Annotated in this window: 20 protein-coding genes; 11 read left to right on the top strand and 9 right to left on the bottom strand. The window is 69.3% G+C overall.

Annotated elements, in window-relative coordinates; all coding sequences use genetic code 11:
- Positions 1–12: 12 nt before the first annotated feature.
- On the top strand, positions 13–1,287 hold the full coding sequence (locus tag OG787_RS35010) for a pyroglutamyl peptidase (RefSeq protein ID WP_405537892.1): 1,275 nt from the start codon (positions 13–15) through the stop codon (positions 1,285–1,287).
- Here OG787_RS35010 and OG787_RS35005 read toward each other — a convergent pair.
- Both OG787_RS35005 and OG787_RS35000 read right to left on the bottom strand, forming a co-directional pair.
- Positions 1,257–2,039, bottom strand: a complete 783-nt coding sequence (locus tag OG787_RS35005; protein ID WP_369036720.1) for an EI24 domain-containing protein — start codon at positions 2,037–2,039, stop codon at positions 1,257–1,259. The genes OG787_RS35010 and OG787_RS35005 overlap by 31 nt on opposite strands.
- A 43-nt stretch (positions 2,040–2,082) precedes the next feature.
- On the bottom strand, positions 2,083–2,943 hold the full coding sequence (locus OG787_RS35000) for a hypothetical protein (RefSeq protein WP_369036721.1): 861 nt from the start codon (positions 2,941–2,943) through the stop codon (positions 2,083–2,085).
- A 180-nt stretch (positions 2,944–3,123) separates the two neighbouring features.
- Between OG787_RS35000 and OG787_RS34995 the strand changes: the two genes are divergently transcribed.
- Both OG787_RS34995 and OG787_RS34990 read left to right on the top strand, forming a co-directional pair.
- The gene (locus OG787_RS34995; RefSeq protein WP_405537890.1) at positions 3,124–5,703 is read left to right on the top strand and encodes a M14 family zinc carboxypeptidase; all 2,580 of its coding nucleotides are present in this window, start codon (positions 3,124–3,126) and stop codon (positions 5,701–5,703) included.
- Positions 5,704–5,712: 9 nt separating this feature from the next.
- Positions 5,713–6,864 (top strand): serine hydrolase domain-containing protein, encoded by a 1,152-nt coding sequence (locus OG787_RS34990; protein ID WP_405537889.1) that lies wholly within the window; start codon positions 5,713–5,715, stop codon positions 6,862–6,864.
- A gap of 98 nt (positions 6,865–6,962) precedes the next feature.
- Here the strand turns inward: OG787_RS34990 and OG787_RS34985 are convergent, their stop codons facing one another.
- On the bottom strand, positions 6,963–7,994 hold the full coding sequence (locus tag OG787_RS34985) for an NADP-dependent oxidoreductase (protein WP_369036724.1): 1,032 nt from the start codon (positions 7,992–7,994) through the stop codon (positions 6,963–6,965).
- A 114-nt stretch (positions 7,995–8,108) separates the two neighbouring features.
- Here OG787_RS34985 and OG787_RS34980 point away from each other — a divergent pair, with 114 nt between their 5' ends.
- From OG787_RS34980 to OG787_RS34965, 4 genes are all read left to right on the top strand, one after another.
- On the top strand, positions 8,109–8,546 hold the full coding sequence (locus tag OG787_RS34980) for a MarR family winged helix-turn-helix transcriptional regulator (protein WP_369036725.1): 438 nt from the start codon (positions 8,109–8,111) through the stop codon (positions 8,544–8,546).
- Positions 8,547–8,681: 135 nt separating this feature from the next.
- Positions 8,682–10,268, top strand: a complete 1,587-nt coding sequence (locus tag OG787_RS34975) for a subtype B tannase (protein WP_405537888.1) — start codon at positions 8,682–8,684, stop codon at positions 10,266–10,268.
- Between the two features lie 182 nt (positions 10,269–10,450).
- Positions 10,451–11,011 (top strand): GNAT family N-acetyltransferase, encoded by a 561-nt coding sequence (locus OG787_RS34970; protein ID WP_405537887.1) that lies wholly within the window; start codon positions 10,451–10,453, stop codon positions 11,009–11,011.
- Positions 11,012–11,220: 209 nt separating this feature from the next.
- Positions 11,221–11,658 (top strand): acyl-CoA thioesterase, encoded by a 438-nt coding sequence (locus OG787_RS34965; RefSeq protein ID WP_369036728.1) that lies wholly within the window; start codon positions 11,221–11,223, stop codon positions 11,656–11,658.
- A gap of 173 nt (positions 11,659–11,831) precedes the next feature.
- Here OG787_RS34965 and OG787_RS34960 read toward each other — a convergent pair whose 3' ends face one another.
- The 6 genes from OG787_RS34960 to OG787_RS34935 form a co-directional block, all read right to left on the bottom strand.
- Entirely contained in the window at positions 11,832–12,596 is a 765-nt protein-coding gene (locus tag OG787_RS34960) for a hypothetical protein (RefSeq protein WP_405537885.1), read from the bottom strand.
- 183 nt (positions 12,597–12,779) lie between these two features.
- Complete coding sequence (gene yjfF, locus OG787_RS34955) at positions 12,780–13,805, bottom strand: galactofuranose ABC transporter, permease protein YjfF (RefSeq protein ID WP_405537884.1); 1,026 nt, start codon at positions 13,803–13,805, stop codon at positions 12,780–12,782.
- On the bottom strand, positions 13,805–14,938 hold the full coding sequence (locus OG787_RS34950) for an ABC transporter permease (RefSeq protein ID WP_369036731.1): 1,134 nt from the start codon (positions 14,936–14,938) through the stop codon (positions 13,805–13,807). The genes yjfF and OG787_RS34950 overlap by 1 nt, the downstream gene beginning before the upstream one ends.
- Positions 14,935–16,473: a sugar ABC transporter ATP-binding protein gene (locus OG787_RS34945; protein WP_369036732.1), complete on the bottom strand. Its 1,539-nt coding sequence runs from the start codon at positions 16,471–16,473 to the stop codon at positions 14,935–14,937. The genes OG787_RS34950 and OG787_RS34945 overlap by 4 nt, the downstream gene beginning before the upstream one ends.
- 125 nt (positions 16,474–16,598) lie before the next feature.
- Positions 16,599–17,603, bottom strand: a complete 1,005-nt coding sequence (locus OG787_RS34940; RefSeq protein WP_369036733.1) for an ABC transporter substrate-binding protein — start codon at positions 17,601–17,603, stop codon at positions 16,599–16,601.
- A 102-nt stretch (positions 17,604–17,705) separates the two neighbouring features.
- Positions 17,706–18,701 (bottom strand): LacI family DNA-binding transcriptional regulator, encoded by a 996-nt coding sequence (locus OG787_RS34935; RefSeq protein WP_369036743.1) that lies wholly within the window; start codon positions 18,699–18,701, stop codon positions 17,706–17,708.
- A 481-nt stretch (positions 18,702–19,182) separates the two neighbouring features.
- Here OG787_RS34935 and OG787_RS34930 point away from each other — a divergent pair, with 481 nt between their 5' ends.
- The 4 genes from OG787_RS34930 to chvE all read left to right on the top strand — a co-directional run bounded on the left by OG787_RS34930 (position 19,183) and on the right by chvE (position 23,709).
- Positions 19,183–20,340, top strand: coding sequence for a mandelate racemase/muconate lactonizing enzyme family protein (locus OG787_RS34930; RefSeq protein ID WP_235479423.1), 1,158 nt, complete (start codon positions 19,183–19,185; stop codon positions 20,338–20,340).
- Positions 20,337–21,341, top strand: coding sequence for a zinc-binding dehydrogenase (locus OG787_RS34925; RefSeq protein ID WP_369036734.1), 1,005 nt, complete (start codon positions 20,337–20,339; stop codon positions 21,339–21,341). Before OG787_RS34930 ends, OG787_RS34925 begins: the two co-directional genes overlap by 4 nt.
- A 130-nt stretch (positions 21,342–21,471) precedes the next feature.
- On the top strand, positions 21,472–22,440 hold the full coding sequence (locus OG787_RS34920; RefSeq protein ID WP_369036735.1) for a hypothetical protein: 969 nt from the start codon (positions 21,472–21,474) through the stop codon (positions 22,438–22,440).
- A gap of 156 nt (positions 22,441–22,596) precedes the next feature.
- Positions 22,597–23,709, top strand: coding sequence for a multiple monosaccharide ABC transporter substrate-binding protein (gene chvE / locus OG787_RS34915; protein WP_405537882.1), 1,113 nt, complete (start codon positions 22,597–22,599; stop codon positions 23,707–23,709).
- The last annotated feature ends 12 nt before the right edge of the window (positions 23,710–23,721 follow it).

Raw genomic sequence — 23,721 nt, 5'->3', positions numbered from 1 at the left:
GCCTGAACTCCCTTGAATTCCCTACGTGTTCGGATCGGCGTACTCGGACTCGCACTGCTGGCGGGCCTCTCGGCGCCCGCCACCGCCTCGGCCGCCGAAGCCCCGGCCGCGCCCACCGTCGAGGAGCAGCGGCTCGACAAGGCCGCGCCGCAGGAGATCCTCCGGCGTTCCGGGTTCGACTCGGTGGCGCCGAAGCTCGCGCGGGCGCTCGGCGACGCGCGCTCGTACGCGCAGGCCCGCGGGCTCGTCGTACGGCAGGCGTCGGCGTTGTGGCAGCGGGCCGTCGACCGGGCGCAGGGGCGCGGGCCTGCCGGAGGCGATCTGAGCCGGGACGACGACCGGCCGCTGTACTGGGCGCGGCTCGCGATGATCCGCGAACTGCGACTGTGGGAGCCGTCGTTCGAGGTGAGCACCGAACAACGTGCGGCTCTGCTGGGTGAGTTGGAGCGGAACTCGCGCGGGCAGACGTCGATCCGGTATCCGTGCGGTGGGGCGTTGAAGCGGGTTCTGGTGACCGGGTTCGATCCGTTCACGCTCGACCGTGACGTGCGGATCTCCAACCCGTCCGGGGCCACCGCGCTCGCCCTCGACGGCACGGTGATCCAGACGGCGGAGGGGCCGGCCAGGATCGAGACCGCCGTGTTCCCGGTGCGCTGGCAGGACTTCGCCGACGGGACGGTGGAGCGGACACTCCGGCCGGTCCTGCCGAAGGTCGATCTGTTCACGACCGTGAGTCAGGGGCGGGTCGGGCGGTTCGACGTGGAGCGGACCAACGGGGCCTGGCGGGGTGGTTTCGGCGACAACGAGAACATCGGCCGGACGGAGACGGTCCCGGTCGACGACCCGGCCTCGCAGCCCCAGTGGACGTCGACGACCTTGCCGTACAAGGCGATCGTGGCCGCGAGCACCGGGCGGTTCCCCGTGTACGACAACACCGCCGTGACCGAGATACCGGCGGGCGGCACCGTTCCCGTCGTGCGGGCGGACGGGCCCACCGCCGGGTCGACGGCACGGGCCGGGGGCGGCGGGAACTATCTCTCCAACGAGATCGCCTACCGGGCGACCCTGTTGCGCGACCGGCTCGGTCTGGGCGGCACGCTTCCCGGCGGGCATGTGCACACGCCGGTGCTGCAATTCGGGACGGGCAACACCGACCCGGCGACGGGGGCGGTCACCGATGCCGAGTTCGTGCAGAACCGGCTGGACATCATCGCGCAGGTGCGGTCGATCCTGACGGTCGCTGTCGACTCGTCCGGTCAGGCTGCCGCTTCCTCCGACGGATCCTGACCGACCGTCTCCTCGCCGAGCAGGTCGCGGGCCATCATCGTGGCGCCCGCGACCGCGCCCGGCATCAGGAAGACGGCCACGAACGGCACCACGAAGGCCAGCGCGAGCGGTGTGCCGAAGCCCCACACCAGCAGCCTGCGGGAGCGCAACAGGGCGAGCCGGTCCCGGAGTTCGACCCGGCGTCGCTGAAGGGCGACACCGGCCAGCTCCTCGGTGAGGAAGAAACCGGTGACCATGAAGCCGATCACGGGGACGACCGTCTGCCCCAGGAACGGAACGAAGCCGAGGGCGAAAACGAGCAGCGCCCAGCACAGGGCCCGTACGAGGACCCGGAGGCTGTCGCGGGCCGAGATCCACAGCTCCCTGTACAGCGGCAGGCCCGACTCGGGGGCCGTGCCGTCGGGGGACACGTCACGGTCGACCTTCTCGGAGAGGTTCTCGTAGAAGGGCTGGCCGATGAGCAGCGTCATCGCGGTGAAGGTCAGGACCGAGAGGAGCAGGGCCAGGGCGAAGAGGAGGACGGTGAGGAAGCCGCGGAAGAGTCCGAGCCAGGGGCTCGACCAGTCGTCGGCGAAGGGGGTGGCCCAGGTGGTGAGGTCGGTGCCGTAGAGGCCGAGAGCGACCAGGGCGGCGAGGTAGAGGACGAGGGTGAGGAGGCCGGGCAGCAGCCCGAAGCCGTACTGCTTGCCGTGTTGGGCGACCCAGCGCTGGCCCTTCAGGAGGTAGCGGAAACCCGTTGCAAGATCGCTCATGGGGGAACTCTATCCGGGGCGAAACGTGGGGTTGTAGGTGCGGCTAGGCGGAAGTGGCCACCACCAGGGGGCCGTCCGCCCTCGGTGACACCGCGGCCGACACCCGTACCGCCGCCGCCCTCGCCACGCGGCCCGTGCGGGAGGCCGTGGCGAGCAGAAGGGGCTGGAGTTGTTCCAGACTCGCGACCAGTAGCTCCTCCCCCGCGATCAGTACCGGCCGGGCCGCCTTCGTCGAGGCCGCCGCCGCTTCCGTGAGGTCGGCGAGGGGAGACAGGGTCGCGCGGACGACGCCCGCTCCGGCTGCCGCCGCGCGTTCCGCCAGGGCGACCTGGAGGGGCATCAGGGGTGCCAGCGAGGACGTCAACGCGTCGGCGATGCGACGGAGTTCGGGGGTGCCGTCGCGCAGGACCTCCGCCGCCGCGCGGATCAGCGGGGTCAGGGCGAGCAGGACTCCGGCGGTCAGACCCGCCGCCGCGGGCAGCAGTGGGGACAGCGCGTCGACGAACTCGCCGAGCGCCTCCGCCACCTCCTCCACGGCCGGTTCCACCGCGTCCAGGACCGGCAGCAGGCTGTCGCCGAGGGCGGTCAGCAGGGCCTGCGCGGGCTCGCTCACGGGGTGCACGGCCAGCGGGGCGCCGGTCGTGCCGAGGCGGGTGAGGGTGTCGACGATGCGGTAGAAGGCCTCCTGGGCCTGCGGTGACGCGCTCGCCTCGGCCAGGTCGGCGGTGGTCTTGCGCAGGACGCGCAGGGCCTCCGCGCCCGAACCGTCTCTCGGGTCGAGGGTGTTGACGGCGATCTTGGTGATGTTCCCCGCCGTGTCGAGGAGTTGGCCGGTGATGTCGGTCGTACTGCGGGCCATGCGCAGTACGTCCTCCCTGCTGGGGAGCGAAGGAATCGTTGCCATCGGCCGGCTCTCCTCGTCTCGTCTCTCGCACTCAGGATGCCCCTTCCGGCCCCTCCGGCATGCGCCATCCGGGGCATCCGTGGCGCGGGGGCCCTCTTGTTGGCGTTGAGTCGAGGAGGTACATCTCGCCGTACCGATCTCAGGAAGCACAGGACACAGGAAGCAATGGAGGACGTACGCGTGCGTCGCACAAGACCCGTTCCGCCGAGCCCTGTTCTGCTCGCCGCCCTCGCCGTCACCACGGCAGGCTCGCTGTTGCTCACCCCCCACATCGCCACCGCCGACCGCAAGCCCGTGACCCGGGAGGGGGCCACGAGTGAGCGGTCCGTGGCCGGTGAACGCGCCGCCACCGCCCCGGCCGGCGCCGCCACCCGCGCCCTCACCAGCCCCGTCACCGCCCTCACCGGCACCGGCCGCGGCTACCCACGTGAACAGACCCTGTCCCTCGATCCGGAGAACCCGGCCGACAAGTCCATCAAGCTGGGCCTGGTCCCGTACCACGCCATCGCGCCGAAGCTGAACGCCTTGCAGCGGCTGGGCGACCGGGTGAGCGTCGAGGTCGCGGGCCGGTCGGCGGGCGGGCACCGCCTCTACCTCGTCACGGTGACCGCGCCGGAGAGCGCGGCCCAGACGCGCGCCCAGGAGGGCATGCGTGAGCTGATCGAGAACGCGCCCGCGGTCGCCGCCAAGAGCCAGGCGATCAAACGGAGTTACAAGGCGCCCGTCTTCGTCAACAACAACATCCACGGCAACGAGTGGGAGGGCACCGACGCCTCCCTGAAGCTGATCGAGCGGCTCGCGACCGCCACCGACGCCAGGACGAAGGACCTGCTCGCCCACTCCCGGCTCTACTTCAACATCACCGCCAACCCGGACGGCCGGATCGCCGGCACCCGGGCCAACGCCAACGGGTTCGATCTGAACCGGGACTTCGTCACGTCCTCGCAGCCCGAGGGGCGGGCGATGCGGCAGATCGAGATCGACAAGCAGCCGACGGTCATGCTCGACCTGCACGGATACGTCAACGGCACGCTCATCGAGCCGACCACTCCCCCGCACGGCGAGAACTACGAGTACGACCTCTTCCTGAAGAACACCTACGCCAACGCGCTCGGGATGGAGGCCGCCGTCAACGGCCTCGGCTACACCCCGCAGAAGGACGGCGTCGAGGCCGCCCAGATCCCGTTCAGGGACCAGGAGGAGGGCTGGGACGACTGGCCGCCGATCTTCACCCCGCAGTACGCGGCCTTCCATGGCACGGTCGCCGCGCACACCGTCGAGATCCCGCTGACGGTCAACAACCGCGCCTACGACACTCTCCCGGTGGATGAGTTGCGGCGCCGTTCCGCGATCAATGTCGCCGTGGCGGGGGCTGCCATCGACGCGACCCTCGACTACGTCCAGGATCACCGGACTTCGCTCGTCGCCGACCAGATCGAGGTCTTCCGGCGCGGGGCGGCCGGGGCCGCGCAGGTGCCGGTGTCGGCCGAGACCGTCCCGGGGGTTCCGGGGATCGGGCCCGAGGACGTCTACACGACCACCTTCCCCCGGGCGTACGTCATCCCGGCGGGCGCCTCGGCCCAGCGCTCCGCGCCCGCCGCCGCCCGGCTGGTCGACCACCTGCTCGCCAACGACGTCAAGGTGACCCGCGCGACCCACGCCTTCCGGCTCGGCGGACGGACGTACGCGAAGGGCTCGTACGTCGTCGACATGCGCCAGCCGAAGCGCGGGCTCGCCAATGTGCTGCTCGCCGACGGGCGGGACATCAGCGACAAGGTGTCGGTGATGTACGACATCTCGGGCTGGAGCCTGGGCCGGTTGTGGGGCGCGACCGTCCAACCGGTGGGCAGCGGCAGCCTGTTGGGCTTGCCCGTGCGGGCTGTGAACGCCGCCACGCGGGTCGGGTATGTCGCTCCGTACGGCGATCTGCGGCTGCGGCTCGACGATCCGCGCGAGATCGCCGCCCTCAACTCCCTTCTGCGGGACGGGGTTTCGGTACGGCTGGCGGCGGACGGCAGTGCGATCGTCCCGGCCTCGGCGCGCAAGAAGGCGGGCGCGGTGGCCCGTACCTACGACGTGGCCTTCGACGCGACGAAGGTGACCGGCACCACTGCCCTGCGTCGCACGCGGGTCGCGGCTGCCGTCACGCCCGGGGAGTTGTTCGCGCTGCGGGAGATGAACTTCGAGGTGACGCCGGTGTCGACGGACGTCCTCAACGCCGGTTTCGACTGGTCGGGGGTGGATGTGCTGTTCGTGTCGCAGGGAGTGGAGTACGAGGGGCTGAACACGGCCGCCCGTACGGCGCTGGACGCCTTCCTGGACTCGCGGGGGCTCGTCGGCCGGGGTGCCACCGGGGCCGCGCTGAACTCCGCCGCCGGGGTGCTCGCGGCCAAGGCGGTCGAGGGGAACGGGGACGCCAACGGCGTTGTACGGGTGGTGAATTCGGGGCCGGTGACTGCCGGTGCACCCGGCCACGGCTTTGTGTACGCGCCCGTCTGGTTCACCGATCTCGGTCCCGCGGTCCGGGTCGAGCAGTCGTACGCGAGCGGCAACCCACTCGTCTCCGGGCACTGGCGGGCACTGGCGGACGGCTCGGGCGGGCCCACGGCCGCAGCCGGACGGCCGTCCGTGGTCAGTGGCCCGGGAGCCGTACTGTTCGGTACGGAGCCGCTCTTCCGGGATCATCCCAAGGGGGAGTTCGCGCAGGTCGCACGGGCGTTGTTCACAGTGGCGCCCCGCACGGCACAGCTGCATAGGTGAGGAGAGCGGATGACGCAGGAGATCCACGGCACTGTCGGCGACGGGTTCGAGGCGGTGCGGGAGGAGTTCGCGACCTTCGTCGCCGGTGAACTGCCCGACTACGAGGGCCAGTTGTGCGCGTATGTGCACGGCAGGCGGGTCGTCGACCTGTGGGCCGGCCCGGACACCGGACCGGACGACCTCTACGGCGTGTACTCGTCCACGAAGGGCGCCGCCCATCTCGTGGTCGCCGTGCTGGTCCAGGAGGGCACCCTGGAGCTGAATCGCAAAGTCACCTACTACTGGCCGGAGTTCGCCGCCGAGGACAAGTCGACGCTGACCCTGCGCGACCTGCTCGCGCACCGGGCCGGCCTGGTCGGCGCCGACTCCGGGTTCACCCTGGAGGAGCTGGCCTGCGACCGGGTGATCGCCGAACGCCTCGCGGACCAGCGCCCGTTCTGGCGCCCGGGGACGGCGTTCGGCTACCACGCCTTCGTCATCGGCGCGTTGACCGGCGAGATCGTCCGGCGGGCAACCGGCCGTACGCTCCAGCAGGTCCACGAGGAGCGGGTGCGCGTCCCTTACGGCCTCGACTTCTATCTGGGCCTGCCGGAGGCGCTGGAACCCCGCTTCCGTACCGTCCAGCCCATGCAACCGACCCCGGAGGAGCGGGAGTTGCTGGACTCGCTCCCTTCCGGACCGCACACGCTCGCGTCGATCGCCTTCAACCGCCACGGGGCCGAGCCCACCGACCTCGAATCGCTGCCCAACCAGCGGGTGGTCCGAGCCAAGGGTCCCGCGTCGGTCGGCGGGGTGGCGTCGGCTCGGGGGCTGGCCGGGCTGTACGCGGCGGCGATCAGTGAGGTCGGGGAGCACGCGCCGCTGCTGAAGCCGGACACGGTCGCGGAGTTCGGCCAGTTCCACTCGACCGGCTACGACCTGGTAGCCCGGGCCCACAAATCGTTCGGCCTGGGCTTCCAGAAGACCGCGGACGTGGCCTACCCGTTCCTGGGTGCCAACACGATCGGCCACAGCGGCGCGGGCGGCTCCCAGGCCTTCGCCGACCCGCACAGCGGCCTGGCCTACGGCTACACCCGCCGCCGGTTCGCCTTCCCGGGCGGAGCGGCACCGGAGAACGAGCGGTTCGTACGGGCGGTGCACTCGGCGGCGCTGCGCGACTGACCCACGTACCGGTTCCACCTCCACGGAAGAGGCCGCACCCCACGTCCAGGGGTGCGGCCTCGGTCGTACTCGACAACTACCGCCGTACGAAGGTCGGTTCAGTACTTGACGATCATCTTTCCAGTGTTGTCGCCGCGCAGCACCCCGAAGAACGCCTCCAGGTTGTTGTCGATGCCCTCGACGACCGTCTCGCGGTACTTGAGTTCACCGGAGCGGACCCAGGCGCCGACCTCCTGGACGAACTGCGGCTGGAGGTCGTAGTGGTCGCCCACGAGGAGGCCCTCGATGCGGCCACGGGTCGCGATGAGACGGGCGAGGTTCTTCGGGCCGGGGGCGGGCTCCGTGTTGTTGTAGACGGAGATCATGCCGCAGATGGCGATCCGGCCGCGCAGGTTGAGGGAGCCGATGGCCGCCTCCAGGTGGTCGCCGCCCACGTTGTCGAAGTACACGTCGATGCCGTCGGGGGCCGCCTTGCGAAGCTGCTCGCTGACCGACCCGTCCTTGTAGTTGAAGGCGGCGTCGAAGCCGTACTCCTCCACCAGCAGCTTGACCTTGTCGTCCGATCCGGCGGAGCCGATGACCCGGGCGGCGCCCTTGAGCTTGGCGATCTGTCCGACCTGGCCGCCCACGGCACCGGCGGCGCCGGACACGAACACCGTGTCGCCCTCCTTGAAGGAGGCGGTGCGCAGGAGGCCCGCGTAGGCGGTGAGGCCGGTCATGCCGAGCACGCCGAGGTACGTGGACAGCGGCGCGGCCTCGGGGTCGACCTTGACGGCGTCCTTCGCGTTCACGGCCGCGTACTCGCGCCAGCCCAGGAAGTGCAGGACGTGGTCACCGACGGAGAGACCCTCGGCGTTGGAGGCGATCACCTCGCCGACCGCACCGCCCTGCATGACCTTGCCCAGCTCGAAGGGGGCGACGTAGGACTTGGCGTCGCTCATCCGGCCGCGCATGTACGGGTCCACGGAGGCGTACAGGTTCCGCACCAGCACCTGGCCCTCGCGGGGCTGCGGGACCGCGGCCTCGACCAGGGCGAAGTCCTCGGTCTTGGGCCGGCCGACCGGACGGCTGAGGAGGTGCCATTCGCGGTTGACGGTGGGGAGCGGGGCGGGGGCGGAGCTGTCGGACATGAGGGGGCCTTCCGGTGCGGCTCAGATGCTTCAGATACTCAGATGCTTCAGTACGTGAAACAATAATGCTCCTGAATATTTCAGGGTGTCAAGTAAAGGGGTAGCCTGGAGAGCATGGCCACACCGGAGAAGACTCGCCGCCCCGACCCCCTGACCCTTGAAGTCGTCGACCTCATCGGCGCGGTCGTGGCCCGCTACCACCAGGAGTACGAGGAGGCGGCCACGCAGCACTCCCTCACCGGAGCCCAGGCCCGTCTGCTGAGCCTGCTCTCCCTGGGCCCGCTGCCGATGCGGCAACTGGCCCGGAAGCTGCGCTGCGAGCCGTCGAACGTCACCGGGATCGTGGACCGGCTGGAGTCCCGGGCCCTGGTCGAGCGCCGCCCCGACCCCTCGGACCGCCGGGTGAAGCTGGCCGCGTGCACGGAGGAGGGGGTCCGGGTCGCACGGAGCCTGCGCGAGTCCCTGAACTTCGCCCGGGAGCCGCTGGCGGGGCTGTCGGACGAGGAGCGGGTGCTGTTGCGGGGGCTGTTGGTACGGATGGCGGAGGCGTAGGCGTAGGGCACGGATGTCCGGCTCATAAGGGCCCGCTGTGCGTCGGCGATGAGTTCAACGAAATTGTTGACGATTTTGCCGCCACCAAATTACGTTCGCATGCGCAGACACCCCCTCTCGGACCGAGGAGACATCGTGAAGCGCAGGACCGCAATCGGAGGACTGGGCGCGGCAGTGGCCGTCCCCGCCATCGCCACGTTCGTGAACAACGAGGCCATGGCCGGTTCTGCGTCCTCGGCGTCCTCGTCCGGCGCGCTCGTCTTCGACAAGGACGCGTACACCGAGCTGACCACGACGATCACCACGGACGCCGGCGACAGGTCGGTGACGTACCACTTCTACAAGGCGATCACGTACGTCACGAACCCGGTCGACGAGAAGTACCAGAGCCTGAACGTCAGCGTCCCGGTCGAGATCGACGGTACGGCGGTGGACGCGACGCGCGCGCCCATCCTGTTCGCCAACTCGGTGGGCGGGTACTTGCCGTCGTCGGTGGCGGACGCCACGGGGATCGGGGGCGGGGGGATGACGGGGGTACCGGGTGGTGCGGCTCCGTCGGCATCGGCTTCCGCCTCTGGGGAAGTCGCGTCCGGCGGCAACGCCCAGGTGGATCAGCAGGGCGAGATGGTGAGCAACGCCGAGCTGGGGCTGGCGGCGGGGTACGTGGTCGTGGAGCCCGGCGCGCGCGGACGTACGCTGGTCGACTCGTCCGGCACGTACTACGGCACGGCGCCGGCGGCGATCGTGGACCTCAAGGCCGCCGTCCGCTACGTCCGCTTCAACAAGGGCCGCATCCCGGGTGACACCGACCGGATCGTCTCCTCCGGTACGAGTGCAGGCGGCGCCCTGTCCGCACTGCTCGGCGCGTCGGGCGACAGCCCGCTGTACGCCGAGTACCTGACGGAGCTGGGCGCGGCCGACGCGAGCGACGCGATCTTCGCCAGTGGTGACTGGTGCCCGATCACCGACCTCGAACACGCGGACATGGCGTACGAGTGGAACTGGGGCGCCAACAAGCTGAGTTCGGGCTCGCTGGTGGACCAGACGGTGTCGAAGGACCTCAGCACGGCGTTCACGGAGTACCAGGCGTCGCTGAAGCTCCGGGCGCGCGGTTTCGGGGCGCTGACGGCACGCAACCTGGACGACTACCTGCTGGAGACCTACCTCCAGCCGGCCGCGACCAAGTACCTCGACTCCCTTTCGGAGTCGGCGCGTTCGACGTACCTCGCGGCGAACACCTTCATCACGTGGGCCGGCGGGAAGGCGACGTTCACCTGGGCGGACTTCCTGACGCATGTGGGGGCGCGGAAGAAGGACACACCGGCGTTCGACGCGTTCGATCTGTCCGCCGGGGAGAACAACCTGTTCGGCACGGGGACGACTCAGGCCCGCCACTTCACCCTGTACAGCCTGCGGCACGAGGGCAGCGGCAGTGCACGGCCGGCGAGCGACCTGCCCGAGAAGCTGACGCTGATGAACCCGATGCCGTTCATCGCGAAGCGGAATCCTTCGCGGGCGAAGCACTGGTGGATCCGGGTCGGCACGAAGGACAGCGACACGTCGCTGTCGGTGGTGGGCAACCTGGCAGCGAGCCTTGAGCAGTTGGGCGACGACGTGAACGCGCTGATGTACTGGGACTCGGGGCACGGGGCGAACGACGACGCGGCGGACTTCATCACGTGGATCGCCAAGGTGACGGGCTACAAGGCCAAGGCCAAGTAGCCCCCCAGACGCGGTGCCGGTTCTTCCCGTCCCGGTGTCCGCGGTCGTGGCGCCAAGCTCCTTCTCTGTCAGGCTTGGCGCCACGACCATGACCGCTTCGGATTCTTCTGCCGGAACCTCGCACGAGTGACGATCCGGCGCGCCGCCCACCGCGTTCGCGAAGCAGGCGGTACGACACGGGGATGAGCCGACAGCGCCTGGAAGATCCCTGGTTGCCGCCCGCCCCCGACACTCCGCTCGCGGCGGCCGGACGACTCTGGCAGATCCGGACGGCCGCCCCGGAGGACGGCCGCCCCGTCCAGGAACTGCACACCCGCTGCTCGCCGCGCTCGCTCCACCAGCGGTATCTGTCCCCGTTCCGCCGGCTCCCCAAGAGCGTGCTGGAGCAGCTCCTCGATCCCCGCCGCAGCCACACTCTGCTCACCCGGTCCGACTCGGGGCACACCGTCGCCATGGCGACACTGGCCCGTGGTCCGGCGGACCAGGGTGGTCAGGAGGTGCACCTGGCGGTGCTGGTCGAGGACGCCTGGCAGCGACAGGGGCTGGGAACAGCGCTGACCGATCGCCTGTTGCGCCGGGCACAGCACGCCGACGTGCCCTGTGTGCACGCGGACGTCCTGTCGGACAACGCCGCGATGCTCCGTATTCTCCGTCGCACCGGTGGCGTGGTGCGCACCACGGAATGGGGCGTCGCGTCGCTCACCGTGCCCACGGCCGCCCGAGGGCTCGCGCAGGTGCAGTGATGCGTCCGAGCGGAGGTTCATCCTTCCCGGTGGATGTGCAACTCCAGGGCGTGAAACGGGGCATGGGCATCGGCGCGCTCTGATAGACAAGATCGCCAAAGGCTTCTCGTGCCCGATCTCGGGAGCCGGCCCGGCGGGTGCCTACGATGCCGCCCGCACGGCCCAGTCATGTTCCCCCGCGGACAAACCCCTTTTGGATCAGGACACTCATGGACACGTTCACGACCCGGCGACGCATCCGGATGAGCGATGCGGACATCTACGGCAACGTGCACAACCTGTCGATCATCCAGTACGCGGAGGACGCCGCGATCGAATGGGTGTGGGCCCTTCGGGACGAACTCGGCATCCAGACCTACTGGGGAACCGCCAACGTCCAGGCCAGCTTCACCGCACCGCTGCCCTGGACACTCGACGAGGTCGAGATGTCCTTGCAGACCGAGAAGGTCGGACGGGCCAGTCTGTCGCTCGTCACCCGCATCCGTTCGGATCGCGGGGAGCATGCCACCGTCCGCTCGCGCTACGTCCGCTTCGACTCCACCGGCAGCCGCAGCGTCAGCTCGCCGGAGGAACGCCGCTGGTACTCCCGCTACCTCACGCCCGACGCCCCGTCGACGGACCGGGTCCTGGCCGGGGTTCAGGGCTGAGCGCTCCGCTGGATGCGCCGGGACGGGTTGTCCTTCGGCTGCGGCGCCGTCGTGGCTGGTCGCGCCCACGCGGCGGTAGCCGCAAATTCAACACAGCCCCGCGCCCCTCGGCGGCGTCGCCGAACCGCGGTCGACTTCACCGGGTCCGCTCAGGGCCTGTCCAGGCCGGTGCCCTAGGTGCACCACCACAGGAACTGCTCGCACGTCTCCGAAGGGGACGGTTCCGGGGTCGGGTCCGCCGTGGTCGGGTCCGATGTCGGGGTCGTCGAGTCCGTCGGGGTCGAGGAGTCGTCCCTTGTCGGGGTCGGGGCCGAGCCGACCGGGGCCGACTGGGCGTCCTTGCTTCTGCTCGGGGAGGCCGTCGGGGACGGGGAGCCCGAGCTTTCCGATGCCGAGGGGGATGGCGACCCCGACGGGGACGCCGAGTCGGATGCGTCGTCGTCCGCCGACGACGACTCGTCGGACAGGGGCTCCGCCGTGTCGCCGTCCTCCGTCGTCGCCGAGCCGTCCGCCGACTCGCTGCCCGCCGCCGCGGGCTTCGGGTTGGATCCGGGTGCGTCTATGCCCAGTTCCGCGAGGCTCAGTCCGCCCGCCGCGAGGACGAACCCCGCGGCGACGAGCAGCGTCCGCTTCCGGCGCCGTCGGTGCGCCGCGGCCTTGCGGTCGCGTCGGCTGCCGGCCGGCTGGTCGGCGGCCTCGTCCTCGTCGTCGTACTCGTCGGGGTCCGCCGCCTCGGCCTCTGCTACAGCACGGCCGCGTCCGCGGCCCGCCCTCCGGGTCTCCGCCCGCCCAGGACGCCGTACCTCATCGGCACCGCCCTCTTCCGGGCGTGCGTCGGTCTCCTCCACGTGCGTGTGGAGGGGCGCTGTCGATGAGCCGCACCCCGGGCAGGCGAGTGCGCCGTTGAGGTGCCGTTGGCACTGGTGGCAGAAGTCCATGACGCGGGAAGAATAAGTTCCCCGTAGGGCGCGTTCCTAGGGGTGACTGTGAAGTTTCCGTGGGGAAGCGGCGTTTCAGGTTTGATCGGCTCGGGTCAAGCCCGACCATTCCACGCCATCTTCTGACAGGTCGACGGGCTCGGGGCCGGACCGGCCCCGAGCCCGCACAGGGTGTCCCCCGGCTCAGGGTTTCCCACGTGCCGTCATGGCTCGCTGGATCAGGATGAACGCGCAGAGCAGTACGCCCGTCGCGATCTTCGTCCACCAGGAGCTGAGCGTCCCCTCGAACTGGATGATGCTCTTGATCAGGCCCAGGACCAGGACGCCGAACAGGGTGCCGATGACATAGCCCGAGCCGCCCGTCAGCAGTGTGCCGCCGATGACGACCGCCGCGATGGCGTCCAGTTCCATGCCCGTCGCGTGCAGGGGGTCGCCGGACTGGATGTAGAGCGTGAAGAGCAGGCCCGCCAGCGCCGAGCAGAAGCCGCTCACCGTGTAGACCGCGATCTTCGTGCCGCCCTGCGGAAGGCCCATCAGCATCGCCGACTGCTCGTTGCCGCCGATGGCGTACACGCGCCGGCCGAAGCGGGTGTAGTGGAGGATGTAGAAGGCCGCCGCAAGGACGACCAACGCGACTATCGCGCCGATCGACAGGAAGCCCACGCCCAGTTGGGCCTGCGCCTGCGCCATGCTGCTCACCGACGAGTCGTCGATGGCGATCGACTCCTTGCTGATGACCAGGCACAGGCCCCGGAAGAGGAAGAGTCCGGCGAGGGTCACGATGAAGGGCTGGATCTCGAAGTTGTGGATCACATAGCCCATCAGGAAGCCGCCGAAGGCTCCTACGCCCAGTGCGATGGGGATGACGACGAGGATCGGCAGGCCCTGCTTCTCCACCAGCCAGGCCGTGAGCATCGTCGTGAAGCCGATCACCGAGCCGACCGAGAGGTCGATGCCGCCGGAGAGGATCACGAAGGTCGCGCCGACCGCGGCCACCAGCAGGTAGCCGTTGTCGATGAACAGGTTGAGGAACACCTGCGGTTCGCCGAAGCCGTAGTTCTGGTAGCGGCTCAGGCCCACGATGTACATCACGAGGAAGAGCGTGGCCGTCACTACGACGGGCAGGCGCCGGTCGCCCAGCAGGCGCGCGGCCTTGGACGTCCCGGGACGGCTGTCCTGGATCTTGGGGGTCTGGGTGGTCGTGCTCATCACGACACCTCCATCTTGGGGGCTGCCGTGGTCGTCGTCGGGGCGGCGTCCGCCGGGGCGGCTGCGTCCGAGGTGCCGCTGCCGCCCTTCGCGCCCTTCCCGGAGCCGAACTTCCCGGGGCCGAACCTGTTGCCGAAGACCTTCGCGCGGAACTTCGGCGACTGGAGCAGGCAGACGACGATGACGACGGCGGCCTTGAAGACCAGGTTGGTCTGGGTCGGTACGCCGATGGTGTAGATCGTGGTCGTGAGGGTCTGGATGACCAGGGCTCCCACCACCGTGCCGCCGATCGAGAACCGGCCGCCCAGGAGCGACGTGCCGCCGATGACGACCGCCAGGATCGCGTCCAGCTCGATCCACAGGCCGGCGTTGTTGCCGTCCGCCGCCGAGGTGTTGGAGCTGATCATCAGGCCCGCGATACCGGCGCACAGCGCGCAGAACACGTAGCACATGATCTTGATACGACGGGACCTGATGCCGACCAGGCGGCTGGCCTCGGCGTTGCCGCCGACCGACTCGACCAGCAGGCCTAGGGCCGTCTTGCGGGTCAGGGCCACCGTGACGGCTACGACCGCCGCGACCACGAAGATGGAGAAGGGCAGGGTCAGCCAGTAGCCGCCGCCGATCAGCTTGTACGGCTCGCTGTTGATGGTGATGATCTGGCCGTCGGTGATCAGCTGGGCCACGCCTCGGCCCGCGACCATGATGATGAGGGTCGCGATGATGGGCTGGATGCCCATCCTGGCGACCAGGAAGCCGTTCCATAGGCCGCAGACCACTGCCGCCACCAGGCCGATACCCATCGCCAGGAAGACTCCTGACAGGGCATCCTGGTCGGACTGGTCGCTGATGTACGAGCAGGTCAGGGCGCCGGTGATGGCGACGACCGCGCCTACGGAGAGGTCGATGCCTCCCGTCGCGATGACCAGGGTCATGCCGACCGCCACCAGGATGAGCGGTGAGCCGAACAGCACGATCGAGACGAGGCTGCCGTAGAGGTGGCCGTCCGTCATCTTGATCGAGAAGAAGTCGGGGGTGAAGGGAACGTTGATCAGCAGCAGGACGACCAGCACGGCCACCGGCCAGAACAGGTGATGCTGGGTCAGCGTCCGCCAACGGGGAGTGGTGGTCACTGGTGCTCTCCGCTCGCGATGGTCTCCAGGATCCGGGTGGGGGTGATCTCGGGCCCGTTGGCGATGCGGGCGACCAGCTTGCGGTCGCGCAGCACGCCGATGGTGTGGCTGAGCCGGAGCACCTCCTCCAACTCGGCCGCGATGTACAGCACGGACATGCCTTCCTCGGAGAGCGAGACCACGAGCTTCTGGATCTCCGCCTTCGCGCCGACGTCGATACCGCGCGTCGGCTCGTCCAGGATCAGCAGCTTCGGCTGGGTGATCAACCAGCGGGCGAGCAGCACCTTTTGCTGGTTGCCGCCGCTCAACTGGCCTACCCGGGCCTCCGGGTTGGCGGGGCGGATGTCCAGCGCCTTGATGTACTTGGCGACCAGTTCGTCGCGTTGGGCGGCCGGGATGGGCCGGGTCCAGCCGCGGGCCGCCTGGAGGGCGAGGATGATGTTCTCCCGGACCGTCAGGTCGGGGACCAGACCCTCCGTCTTGCGGTTCTCCGAGCAGAAGGCGACGCCCGCGCCGATCGCGTCGTTCGGGGCGCTCATCGAGACCTGCTTGCCGTCGATGCTGACCTTGCCGCTGTCGGGCTGGTCGGCGCCGAAGAGCAGCCGGGCGAGTTCGGTGCGGCCGGAGCCCAGCAGGCCTGCCAGGCCCAGGACTTCGCCCTTCTTGATCTCCAGGTCGAAGGGGGCGATGCCGCCCGTCCGGCCGAGGCCGTCCGCCTCGACCAGGGTCTCGCCGACGTCGGCGTGCAGCTGGTGCTCGTGGAGCCCCTCCAGCTGGTCCATCGCCTTGCCGATCATCAGCTGGATCAGTCCGACCTGGTCGAGTTCGCTGACCATGTGCTCGCCCACGAGGGTGCCGTTGCGCAGGACCGTCATACGGTCGCAGATCTCGTAGATCTGGTCGAGGAAGTGCGAGACGAACAGGATCGCGACCCCCTCGTCCCTCAACTGCCGCATCAGGCGGAAGAGTTCGAGGACCTCGTCGCGGTCGAGGCTGGACGTCGGCTCGTCGAGGACCAGCACCTTGGTGCCGGCTCCGGCGCCGTCGCTGTCCCCGGTGCCCACCGACCGTACGATCGCGACCAGTTGCTGCACGGCCAGGGGGTACGAGGACAGGGGCGCGGTGACGTCGATGTCGAGGCCGAGCCGGTCGACCAGCTCCGCGGCCTCCTTGCGCATACGGCTCCACTGGATGCGGCCGTAGCGGGTGGGTTCACGTCCGATGAAGATGTTCTCCGCCACCGAGAGGTTGGGGCAGAGGTTCACCTCCTGGTAGACGGTGCTGATGCCGGCCTGCTGCGCCTGCAACGGGCTGTCGAAGCGGACGGGTTGCCCGTCGAGGGTGATCCTGCCGCCGTCCAGCGGGTAGACGCCGGTCAGCACCTTGATGAGGGTGGACTTGCCGGCTCCGTTCTCGCCCATCAGGGCGTGGATCTCGCCGGGGAAGAGCCGGAAGTCGACACCCGACAGAGCCCGTACCCCCGGAAACTCCTTGACTATGCCCGTCATCTCCAGGACGGGCCGCGGCTCTGCCATGGCAGCGCTCCTCTTGAATCTTGAATCGCGTAAATCGTGAATCGCGTCGAATCGTGAATCGCGTTCAGGCCCGCAGGGAGCCCCCGGCTCGTGGTGGGGGGCTCCCTGCCGATGCGTGCGGTGGGTCAGTACTTGCGGGTGGGGAGCGCGGCCGCTGCCTGGTCCTGCATGAAGTCGCCCTCCTTGGTCTTGATCCAGCGCTCGACCGTCTCGCCGTTCTTGACCTTCTGGACGACCTCCATCAGCTGGGGGCCGAGCAGCGGGTTGCACTCGACGATGGCGTTGATCTTGCCCTCGGACATCGCGATGAAGCCGTCCTTCACGCCGTCGACCGTGACGATCAGGATGTCCTTGCCGGGCTTCTTGCCGGCCGCCTCGATGGCCTGGATGGCGCCGATGCCCATGTCGTCGTTGTGCGCGAACAGCACGTCGATGTCCGGGTTGGACTGAAGGAAGGCGGCCATGACCTGCTTGCCGCCGGCCCGGGTGAAGTCGCCGGTCTGGCTGACGACGATCTTCCAGTCGTCGGCGTGGTCGGCGTCCATGACCTCCTTGAAGCCCTTGGCGCGCTCGATCGCGGGGGCGGCACCGGTGGTGCCCTCCAGCTGGGCGATCTTCACGGCGCCCGTCTTGCCGGCCTTCGCCAGGACCTTCTCCAGGATCTTGGCGGCGCGGCGGCCCTCGTCCGTGAAGTCGGAGCCGACCAGGGTGACGTACAGGGACTCGTCGGAGGTCTCGACGGAGCGGTCGGTGAGGACCACCGGGATCTTCTTGGCCTTGGCCTCCTTGAGCACCGCGTCCCAGCCGGTGACGACCACCGGGGAGAAGGCGATGACGTCGACGCCCTGGGTGATGTAGCTGCGGATCGCGGAGATCTGGTTCTCCTGCTTCTGCTGCGCGTCGGAGAACTTGAGGGTGTAGCCCGCCGTCTTGGCCGCCTCCTTCACCGAGTCGGTGTTGGCGCTGCGCCAGCCGCTCTCGGAGCCGACCTGGGAGAAGCCGAGGACGAGTGCCTTGCTGCCACCGGAGGTGGAGCCAGAGGAACTGTCGTCCTCCTTGGCGCAGGCCGCCAGGCCCGTCGCCGCCGCCACGCCGACCGCCGCAGTGAGGAAGTTCCGTCTGTTGAGCATGTTCTTCTCCTTTGAAGAGCCGACGCACACACTGCGTCCAGCCTGTCGATCATTGTTCGAGATATCGACCGCGTTGCTGTCGTGGGGACGATCGGGTCGGTGCTAGGGGTTGTACGGGAACGTACTGGCGCGAACGAGGAGTTGGGGTTCGATGGCGACCTGGGACGTCCCTGAGGGCGTCCGGCCCTCGATGAGGTCCAGCAGCAGGGCGATGGAGCGCGAGCCCACCGCCGAGAAGTCCTGCCGGACGGTGGTGAGGGGCGGGGCGAAGAACTCCGATTCCGGGATGTCGTCGAAGCCGACCACCGCCACGTCCTGGGGTGTGCGCACGCCCGCCTCGCGCAGGGCCCGCAGCACCCCCAGGGCCATCTGGTCGTTGGCCACGAAGACCGCGGTCAGCCCGCGGCCCACCCAGCCCGCCAGTTCCTGGCCTGCCCGGTAGCCCGACAGCGGGCTCCAGTCCCCGCGCAGCGGCGAGGGCGGTTCCACCCCTGCCGCTTCGAGGGTCGTCCGCCAGCCGTCGGCCCGGTCCGCGGCCTCCTGCCAGTCCTCGGGACCGGCGAGATGCCAGACCGTGCGGTGGCCCATGGCGAGCAGATGGCCGGTGGCCAGCCGGGCGCCGAGTCGCTGGTCGACGTTGACGCTGGGGATCTCCACGCCGGACCCGGTTCCGACGGCCACCACCGGGAAGGGGTGGCGGAGTTCGGTGAGGGCCTCGACCGCCGAGCGCTGGGGGGCGAGGGCGATCACCCCCTCCACCCCGCCTTCGCTGAGCCGGTCCAGGGCCTCGGACAGTGTCTCGACCGTCAGTTCGCGCAGGCTGACCGTCGAGACGAGATATCCCTCGGCACGCGCGGCGTCCTCCAGCGCGAAGAGCGTGCTGGCCGGTCCGTAGAGCGTGGTGTTGGAGGCGACCACACCCAGGGTCAGGGTGCGCCGGGTCGCCAGGGCCCGGGCGGAGGAGTTGCGGCGGTAGCCCATCTCCTCGATGGCGTGCAGCACCTTGGCCCGGGTCTCGATCCGTACGTTGGGGTGATCCCCGAGGACGCGGGACACGGTCTGGTGGGACACGCCGGCCTGGCGTGCCACGTCGGCCATGGTGGGCGGCCGGAGCTGCGCGTTGCTCTGCGGGTTGCCCACGGCACCTCCCTGGCGATCGTCTGCGGATAAGTCCTGTGGTGCGGGCGGTCGTTTCCGCGCCGCCGACTTCACGCCGGGGCTCCGGATTGCCCCAAGGCACCGGGCGGGAAGGCCATTTGGGGCACTGCCGACATGACTCTCGGACCTCCTTGGATGCCGTCGGGCGACAACTGGTGAACGCGGAGGTCATTGTGAGCGCTAACAATTCATGCCGGTCAAGAGGGCTGCATCAGGAAGGCGTCACGGTTGGATAACGCAGCATGCGGCGGGCAGGAGGGGTGCGGCGCGGCGATGTGGGCGCCGGTGACGGCCGTCCACGACACGGCGAAGTGATGTGCGTTCGACCCATTGACACCCCGGCCAATGCGTCCTTACTGTCGCGACAGCATTTCGAACAAGTGACGATATCTCGAACAGACCAAAGGACTTAGGGAGTACCGTGCGCATCACGGGAATCAGCACGCACGTGGTCGGGACGCCGTGGCGGAACCTGACCTACGTCCAGGTGCACACCGACGAGGGACTCACCGGCGTCGGCGAGACCCGCATGCTGGGCCACACCGACGCGCTGCTCGGCTATCTGCACGAGGCGAAGACCAACCACATTCTCGGCTCCGACCCGTTCGCTGTCGAGGATCTGGTCAAGCGCATGAAGTACGGCGACTACGGCCGGGCCGGCGAGATCGTGATGTCCGGCATCGCCGTGATCGAGATGGCCTGCTGGGACATCAAGGGCAAGGCCCTGGGCGTACCGGTGTGGCAGCTCCTCGGCGGCAAGGTCACCGACAAGGTCAAGGCGTACGCCAACGGCTGGTACACCACGGAGCGCACGCCCGAGGCGTACCACAAGGCGGCGCAGGGCGTCATGGAGCGCGGGTACAAGGCGCTCAAGATCGACCCCTTCGGGACCGGCCACTTCGAGCTGGACCACGAGCAGAGCATGTACGCCGTCTCCCTGATCGAGGCCGTGCGCGACGCGATCGGGCCGGACTCCGAGCTGATGCTGGAGATGCACGGCCGCTTCTCCCCCGCCACCGCCGTCCGTCTCGCCAAGGACCTGGCGCCCTTCAAGCCCGCGTGGCTGGAGGAGCCGTGCCCGCCGGAGAACCTGAAGGCGCTGGAGAAGGTCGCCGCGAAGGTCGACATCCCGGTGGCCACGGGTGAGCGGATCCACGACCGGATCGAGTTCCGGGAGCTGTTCGAGAGCCAGGCCGTGGACATCATCCAGCCGGACGTCGGTCATATCGGCGGCATCTGGGAGACCCGCAAGCTGGCCGCGACCGCCGAGACGCACTACGTGCTGGTCGCGCCGCACAACGTGGGCGGGCCGGTGCTGACGGCCGCCTCGCTCCAGGTCGGGTTCACCTCCCCGAACTTCAAGATCCTCGAACACTTCAACGACTTCGCGGACGCGGAGATCAAGAAGGTCGTCTCGGGTGCCCCGGAGGTCGTCGACGGCTACTTCCACCTCTCCGACAAGCCCGGCCTCGGGGTCGAGCTGGACGTGGACGCGGCGGCGGAGTTCCCGCAGCAGCAGGCCCGCTTCGACCTGTGGGCCGAGGGCTGGGAGCAGCGCAAGCCCAAGGGGACCGAGTGAGCAGCGCCGTGGTGATCGAGGCTCCGGGCGAGCACCGTCTGGTGCCGCACGAGCCTCGGCAGCCGGAGGCCGGCGAGGCCCTCGTACGGGTCCACGCGGCCGGGATCTGCGGCAGCGACCGCGAGGTCTACCAGGGCAACAGGCCCGAGGGGTACGTCCGTTACCCGCTGATCCCCGGCCACGAGTGGTCCGGGACGGTGGCGGCGGTCGGAGCCGGGGTTCCGGCAACTCTCGTGGGCCGCAAGGTGGTTGGCGAAGGCTTCCGCAACTGCCAGGTGTGCGACCGCTGTCACGCGGGCGAGACAACGTTGTGCAGCGCCGGGTACGAGGAGACCGGGTTCACCGAGCCCGGTGCGATGGCGACCACGCTGACGCTGCCCGCGCGGCTGCTGCACGTGCTGCCGGAGGACGCGGATCTGACGGCGGCGGCGCTCCTCGAGCCGGCCGCGTGCATCGCGGCCGCCGCGCTCAAGGCGAACGCCGTTCCGGGTGAGCGGGTCGCCGTGGTGGGCACCGGGACGCTCGGGATGTTCGCCGTGCAGTTCCTGAAGGCGGGTTCGCCGTCCGAGCTGCTGGTCGTGGGGACACGTCCGGACCGGGCCGAGCTGTCGAAGCGGTTCGGGGCCACGGACTTCCGTACGAAGGACCAGGAACTCCCCGACGACTTCGACGTCGTCATCGAGACCGCCGGGTCCGCGGACGCGGCGCGTACCGCCGCCGCCCTGCTGCGGCGCGGTGGCCGGCTGGTGCTCACGGGCATTCCGGCGCCGGGTGCGGACGGGCTCGACCCGACGGATCTCGTCGTACGGCAGCTGGAGGTGCACACCGTGTTCGGTGCCGCGCCGGACGCGTGGGCGCACACGGTGCGGGTCTTCGGGGCCGGGCTCCTCGATCCGCTGCCGCTGGTCACGCACGAGCTGCCGCTGGAGGAGTTCCCGCAGGCCATCGAGTTGGTGGGGTCCGGTGACCCGACCGTGGGCAAGGTCCTTCTGCGGCCATGACACACCCCTGAGCCGTACGCCGGTACGGGGTACCTGACGACCCCGTACCGGCGTACATCCAAAGCCTTGTGCACCCAGAGCCGCGAACCTCGTCCGAAATACCGAACCTGCCGAACCTGAAGGACAGATTGTGACCGACACCACCGCCTCCGCAGCCCGCCGCCCCGGAGAGCAGGCGCTCGCCGCGCTCGGCCTGGACGTGCCCGCACTCCACCCCTCCGACGCCTCCCCGCACGCCTTTCCCGGCGGCGGTCGCTGGCGCACCGAGGTGCCCTCCGTGGAGGGGCCCGAGGCGCTCGGCGTCGTCCTCAAGGAATCCTCGCGGCTCGATGTGCCGATCCACCGGGTCAGCCAGGGCAGCGGTGTCTGGATGCTCACCGACGCCGAGATCACCGAGATGGTGGAGGCGACCGCCGAGCGTGACATCGAGCTGTGCCTGTTCACCGGTCCGCGCGGCACCTGGGACATCGGCGGCTCCACCCGTACCGACTCCAAGGGCGGCGGGCTGCGCGCCCGGGGCCATGACGCGGTCGCCGGGTGCGTCGAAGACGCCATCAGGGCAACGGAGTTGGGCGTCAAGTGCCTGCTCGTCGCCGACGAGGGCGTGCTGTGGACCCTGCACCGGGCGCGAGTTGGCGGAATCATCCCGGCCGACACGACGCTCAAGGTGTCGGCGCTGATCGGTCCGGTGAACCCGACCGCGTACGCCGTGTACGAGAACCTCGGCGGCGACTCGATCAACGTGCCCAGCGATCTGACGCTCGATCATCTCACCGAGATCCGGCGGGTGTCGGCCGCTCCGATGGACATGTACATCGAGGCGCCGGACGACCTCGGCGGCTATGTGCGGATGTACGAGGTCGCCGAGCTGATCAGACGCGGCGCACCGCTCTACCTCAAGTTCGGACTGTCGAAGGCGCCGGGGATCTACCCCTACGGGAACCACATGCGCGACCTGACGCTGTCCACGGCCAAGGAACGGGTGCGGCGCGGCCGGCTCGCTCTGGACCTGCTCGCGCGGCACGGGGCGGACGGCGACATGGCGCCGCTCGGCTCGCGGCTGCCGGGCGCCCTCAAGCGGTTCGAAACGCCTGCATAACGTTCCGGACAACGCCCCTTCACAAAACACGACGCAGTCGAACAGACTCCACCACGACTCGTCTCCACGACTCCGCTCGGTCTCTCCCTCGCTCAGCCCACAGGGCGCCCGTACCGCCAGACCGCTCCAGGCCTCAAGACATCAAGGATGATGATCATGCGTACTCGCAGAGCCGCACTTTCCGCCATAGCCTCCTCCGCCGCTCTCGCCCTCTCCCTCACCGCCTGTGGTCAGAGCAGTGATGGTGGCAGCGAGGCGGGCTCCGGCGACGCCAAGGACGCGACCATCGGCATCTCCATGCCGACCAAGTCCTCCGAGCGCTGGATCGCCGACGGCGCCAACGTCGTCAAGAACCTCGAGGCCAAGGGCTTCAAGACCAAGCTGGTCTTCGGCGAGGACGAGCCGGACCAGCAGGTCTCGCAGATCGAGAACATGATCACGCAGGGTGTGGACGCGCTGATCGTCGCCGCGATCGACAACAAGTCGCTGAACAACGTGCTCCAGCAGGCCGCCGACGCCAAGATCCCGGTCATCTCCTACGACCGTCTGATCCTCGGCACGAAGAACGTCGACTACTACGCGTCCTTCGACAACGAGAAGGTCGGCGAGCTCCAGGGCAACTACATCCTGGAGAAGCTCGGCCTGGCGGACGGCTCCAAGAAGGGCCCGTTCAACATCGAGCTGTTCGCGGGCTCCAACGACGACAACAACACGCGGTACTTCTTCGGCGGCGCGATGAAGGTCCTTCAGCCGTACATCGACAAGAAGCAGCTTGTCGTCAAGTCCGGCCAGACCGAGCTGACGCAGGTCACCACCCTGCGCTGGGACGGTGCCACCGCGCAGCGGCGCATGGACGACATCCTCACCGCCTCCTACAAGAGCGGCAAGGTCGACGCGGTGCTCTCGCCGTACGACGGCATCTCCATCGGCATCATCTCGGCGCTGAAGTCGGACGGCTACGGCAGCGCGAGCAAGCCGCTGCCGGTCGTCACCGGCCAGGACGCCGAGGTCGCCTCGGTGAAGTCGATCATCGCGGACGAGCAGTCGATGACCGTCTACAAGGACACCCGCGAACTCGCCAAGGTGGCCGCGAACATGGTGGACGCGGCGCTCAACGGCAAGACGCCGGAGACCAACGACACCAAGACGTACGACAACGGCTCGAAGGTCGTTCCCGCGTACCTGCTCACCCCGGTGAGCGTGGACAAGTCGAACTACCAGAAGGTCGTCGTCGACTCGGGCTACATCAAGGCGAGCGACCTCAACTAACCGCCGCATTCT

The sequence above is a fragment of the Streptomyces sp. NBC_00075 genome, assembly GCF_045041225.1.
Classification (GTDB): domain Bacteria; phylum Actinomycetota; class Actinomycetes; order Streptomycetales; family Streptomycetaceae; genus Streptomyces; species Streptomyces adonidis.
This window is presented reverse-complemented; position numbering and strand designations above follow the sequence as displayed.

Bases quoted from the DNA above. Each gene is read 5' to 3' on its own strand.
- OG787_RS34990 (WP_405537889.1), top strand. From the start codon at position 5,713: ATGACGCAGGAGATCCACGGCACTGTCGGCGACGGGTTCGAGGCGGTG.
- OG787_RS35005 (WP_369036720.1), bottom strand. From the start codon at position 2,039: ATGAGCGATCTTGCAACGGGTTTCCGCTACCTCCTGAAGGGCCAGCGC.
- OG787_RS34980 (WP_369036725.1), top strand. From the start codon at position 8,109: ATGGCCACACCGGAGAAGACTCGCCGCCCCGACCCCCTGACCCTTGAA.
- OG787_RS35000 (WP_369036721.1), bottom strand. From the start codon at position 2,943: ATGGCAACGATTCCTTCGCTCCCCAGCAGGGAGGACGTACTGCGCATG.
- OG787_RS34945 (WP_369036732.1), bottom strand. From the start codon at position 16,473: ATGGCAGAGCCGCGGCCCGTCCTGGAGATGACGGGCATAGTCAAGGAG.
- yjfF (WP_405537884.1), bottom strand. From the start codon at position 13,805: ATGAGCACGACCACCCAGACCCCCAAGATCCAGGACAGCCGTCCCGGG.
- chvE (WP_405537882.1), top strand. From the start codon at position 22,597: ATGCGTACTCGCAGAGCCGCACTTTCCGCCATAGCCTCCTCCGCCGCT.
- OG787_RS34960 (WP_405537885.1), bottom strand. From the start codon at position 12,596: ATGGACTTCTGCCACCAGTGCCAACGGCACCTCAACGGCGCACTCGCC.
- OG787_RS34940 (WP_369036733.1), bottom strand. From the start codon at position 17,603: ATGCTCAACAGACGGAACTTCCTCACTGCGGCGGTCGGCGTGGCGGCG.
- OG787_RS34965 (WP_369036728.1), top strand. From the start codon at position 11,221: ATGGACACGTTCACGACCCGGCGACGCATCCGGATGAGCGATGCGGAC.
- OG787_RS34985 (WP_369036724.1), bottom strand. From the start codon at position 7,994: ATGTCCGACAGCTCCGCCCCCGCCCCGCTCCCCACCGTCAACCGCGAA.
- OG787_RS34970 (WP_405537887.1), top strand. From the start codon at position 10,451: ATGAGCCGACAGCGCCTGGAAGATCCCTGGTTGCCGCCCGCCCCCGAC.
- OG787_RS34935 (WP_369036743.1), bottom strand. From the start codon at position 18,701: ATGGCCGACGTGGCACGCCAGGCCGGCGTGTCCCACCAGACCGTGTCC.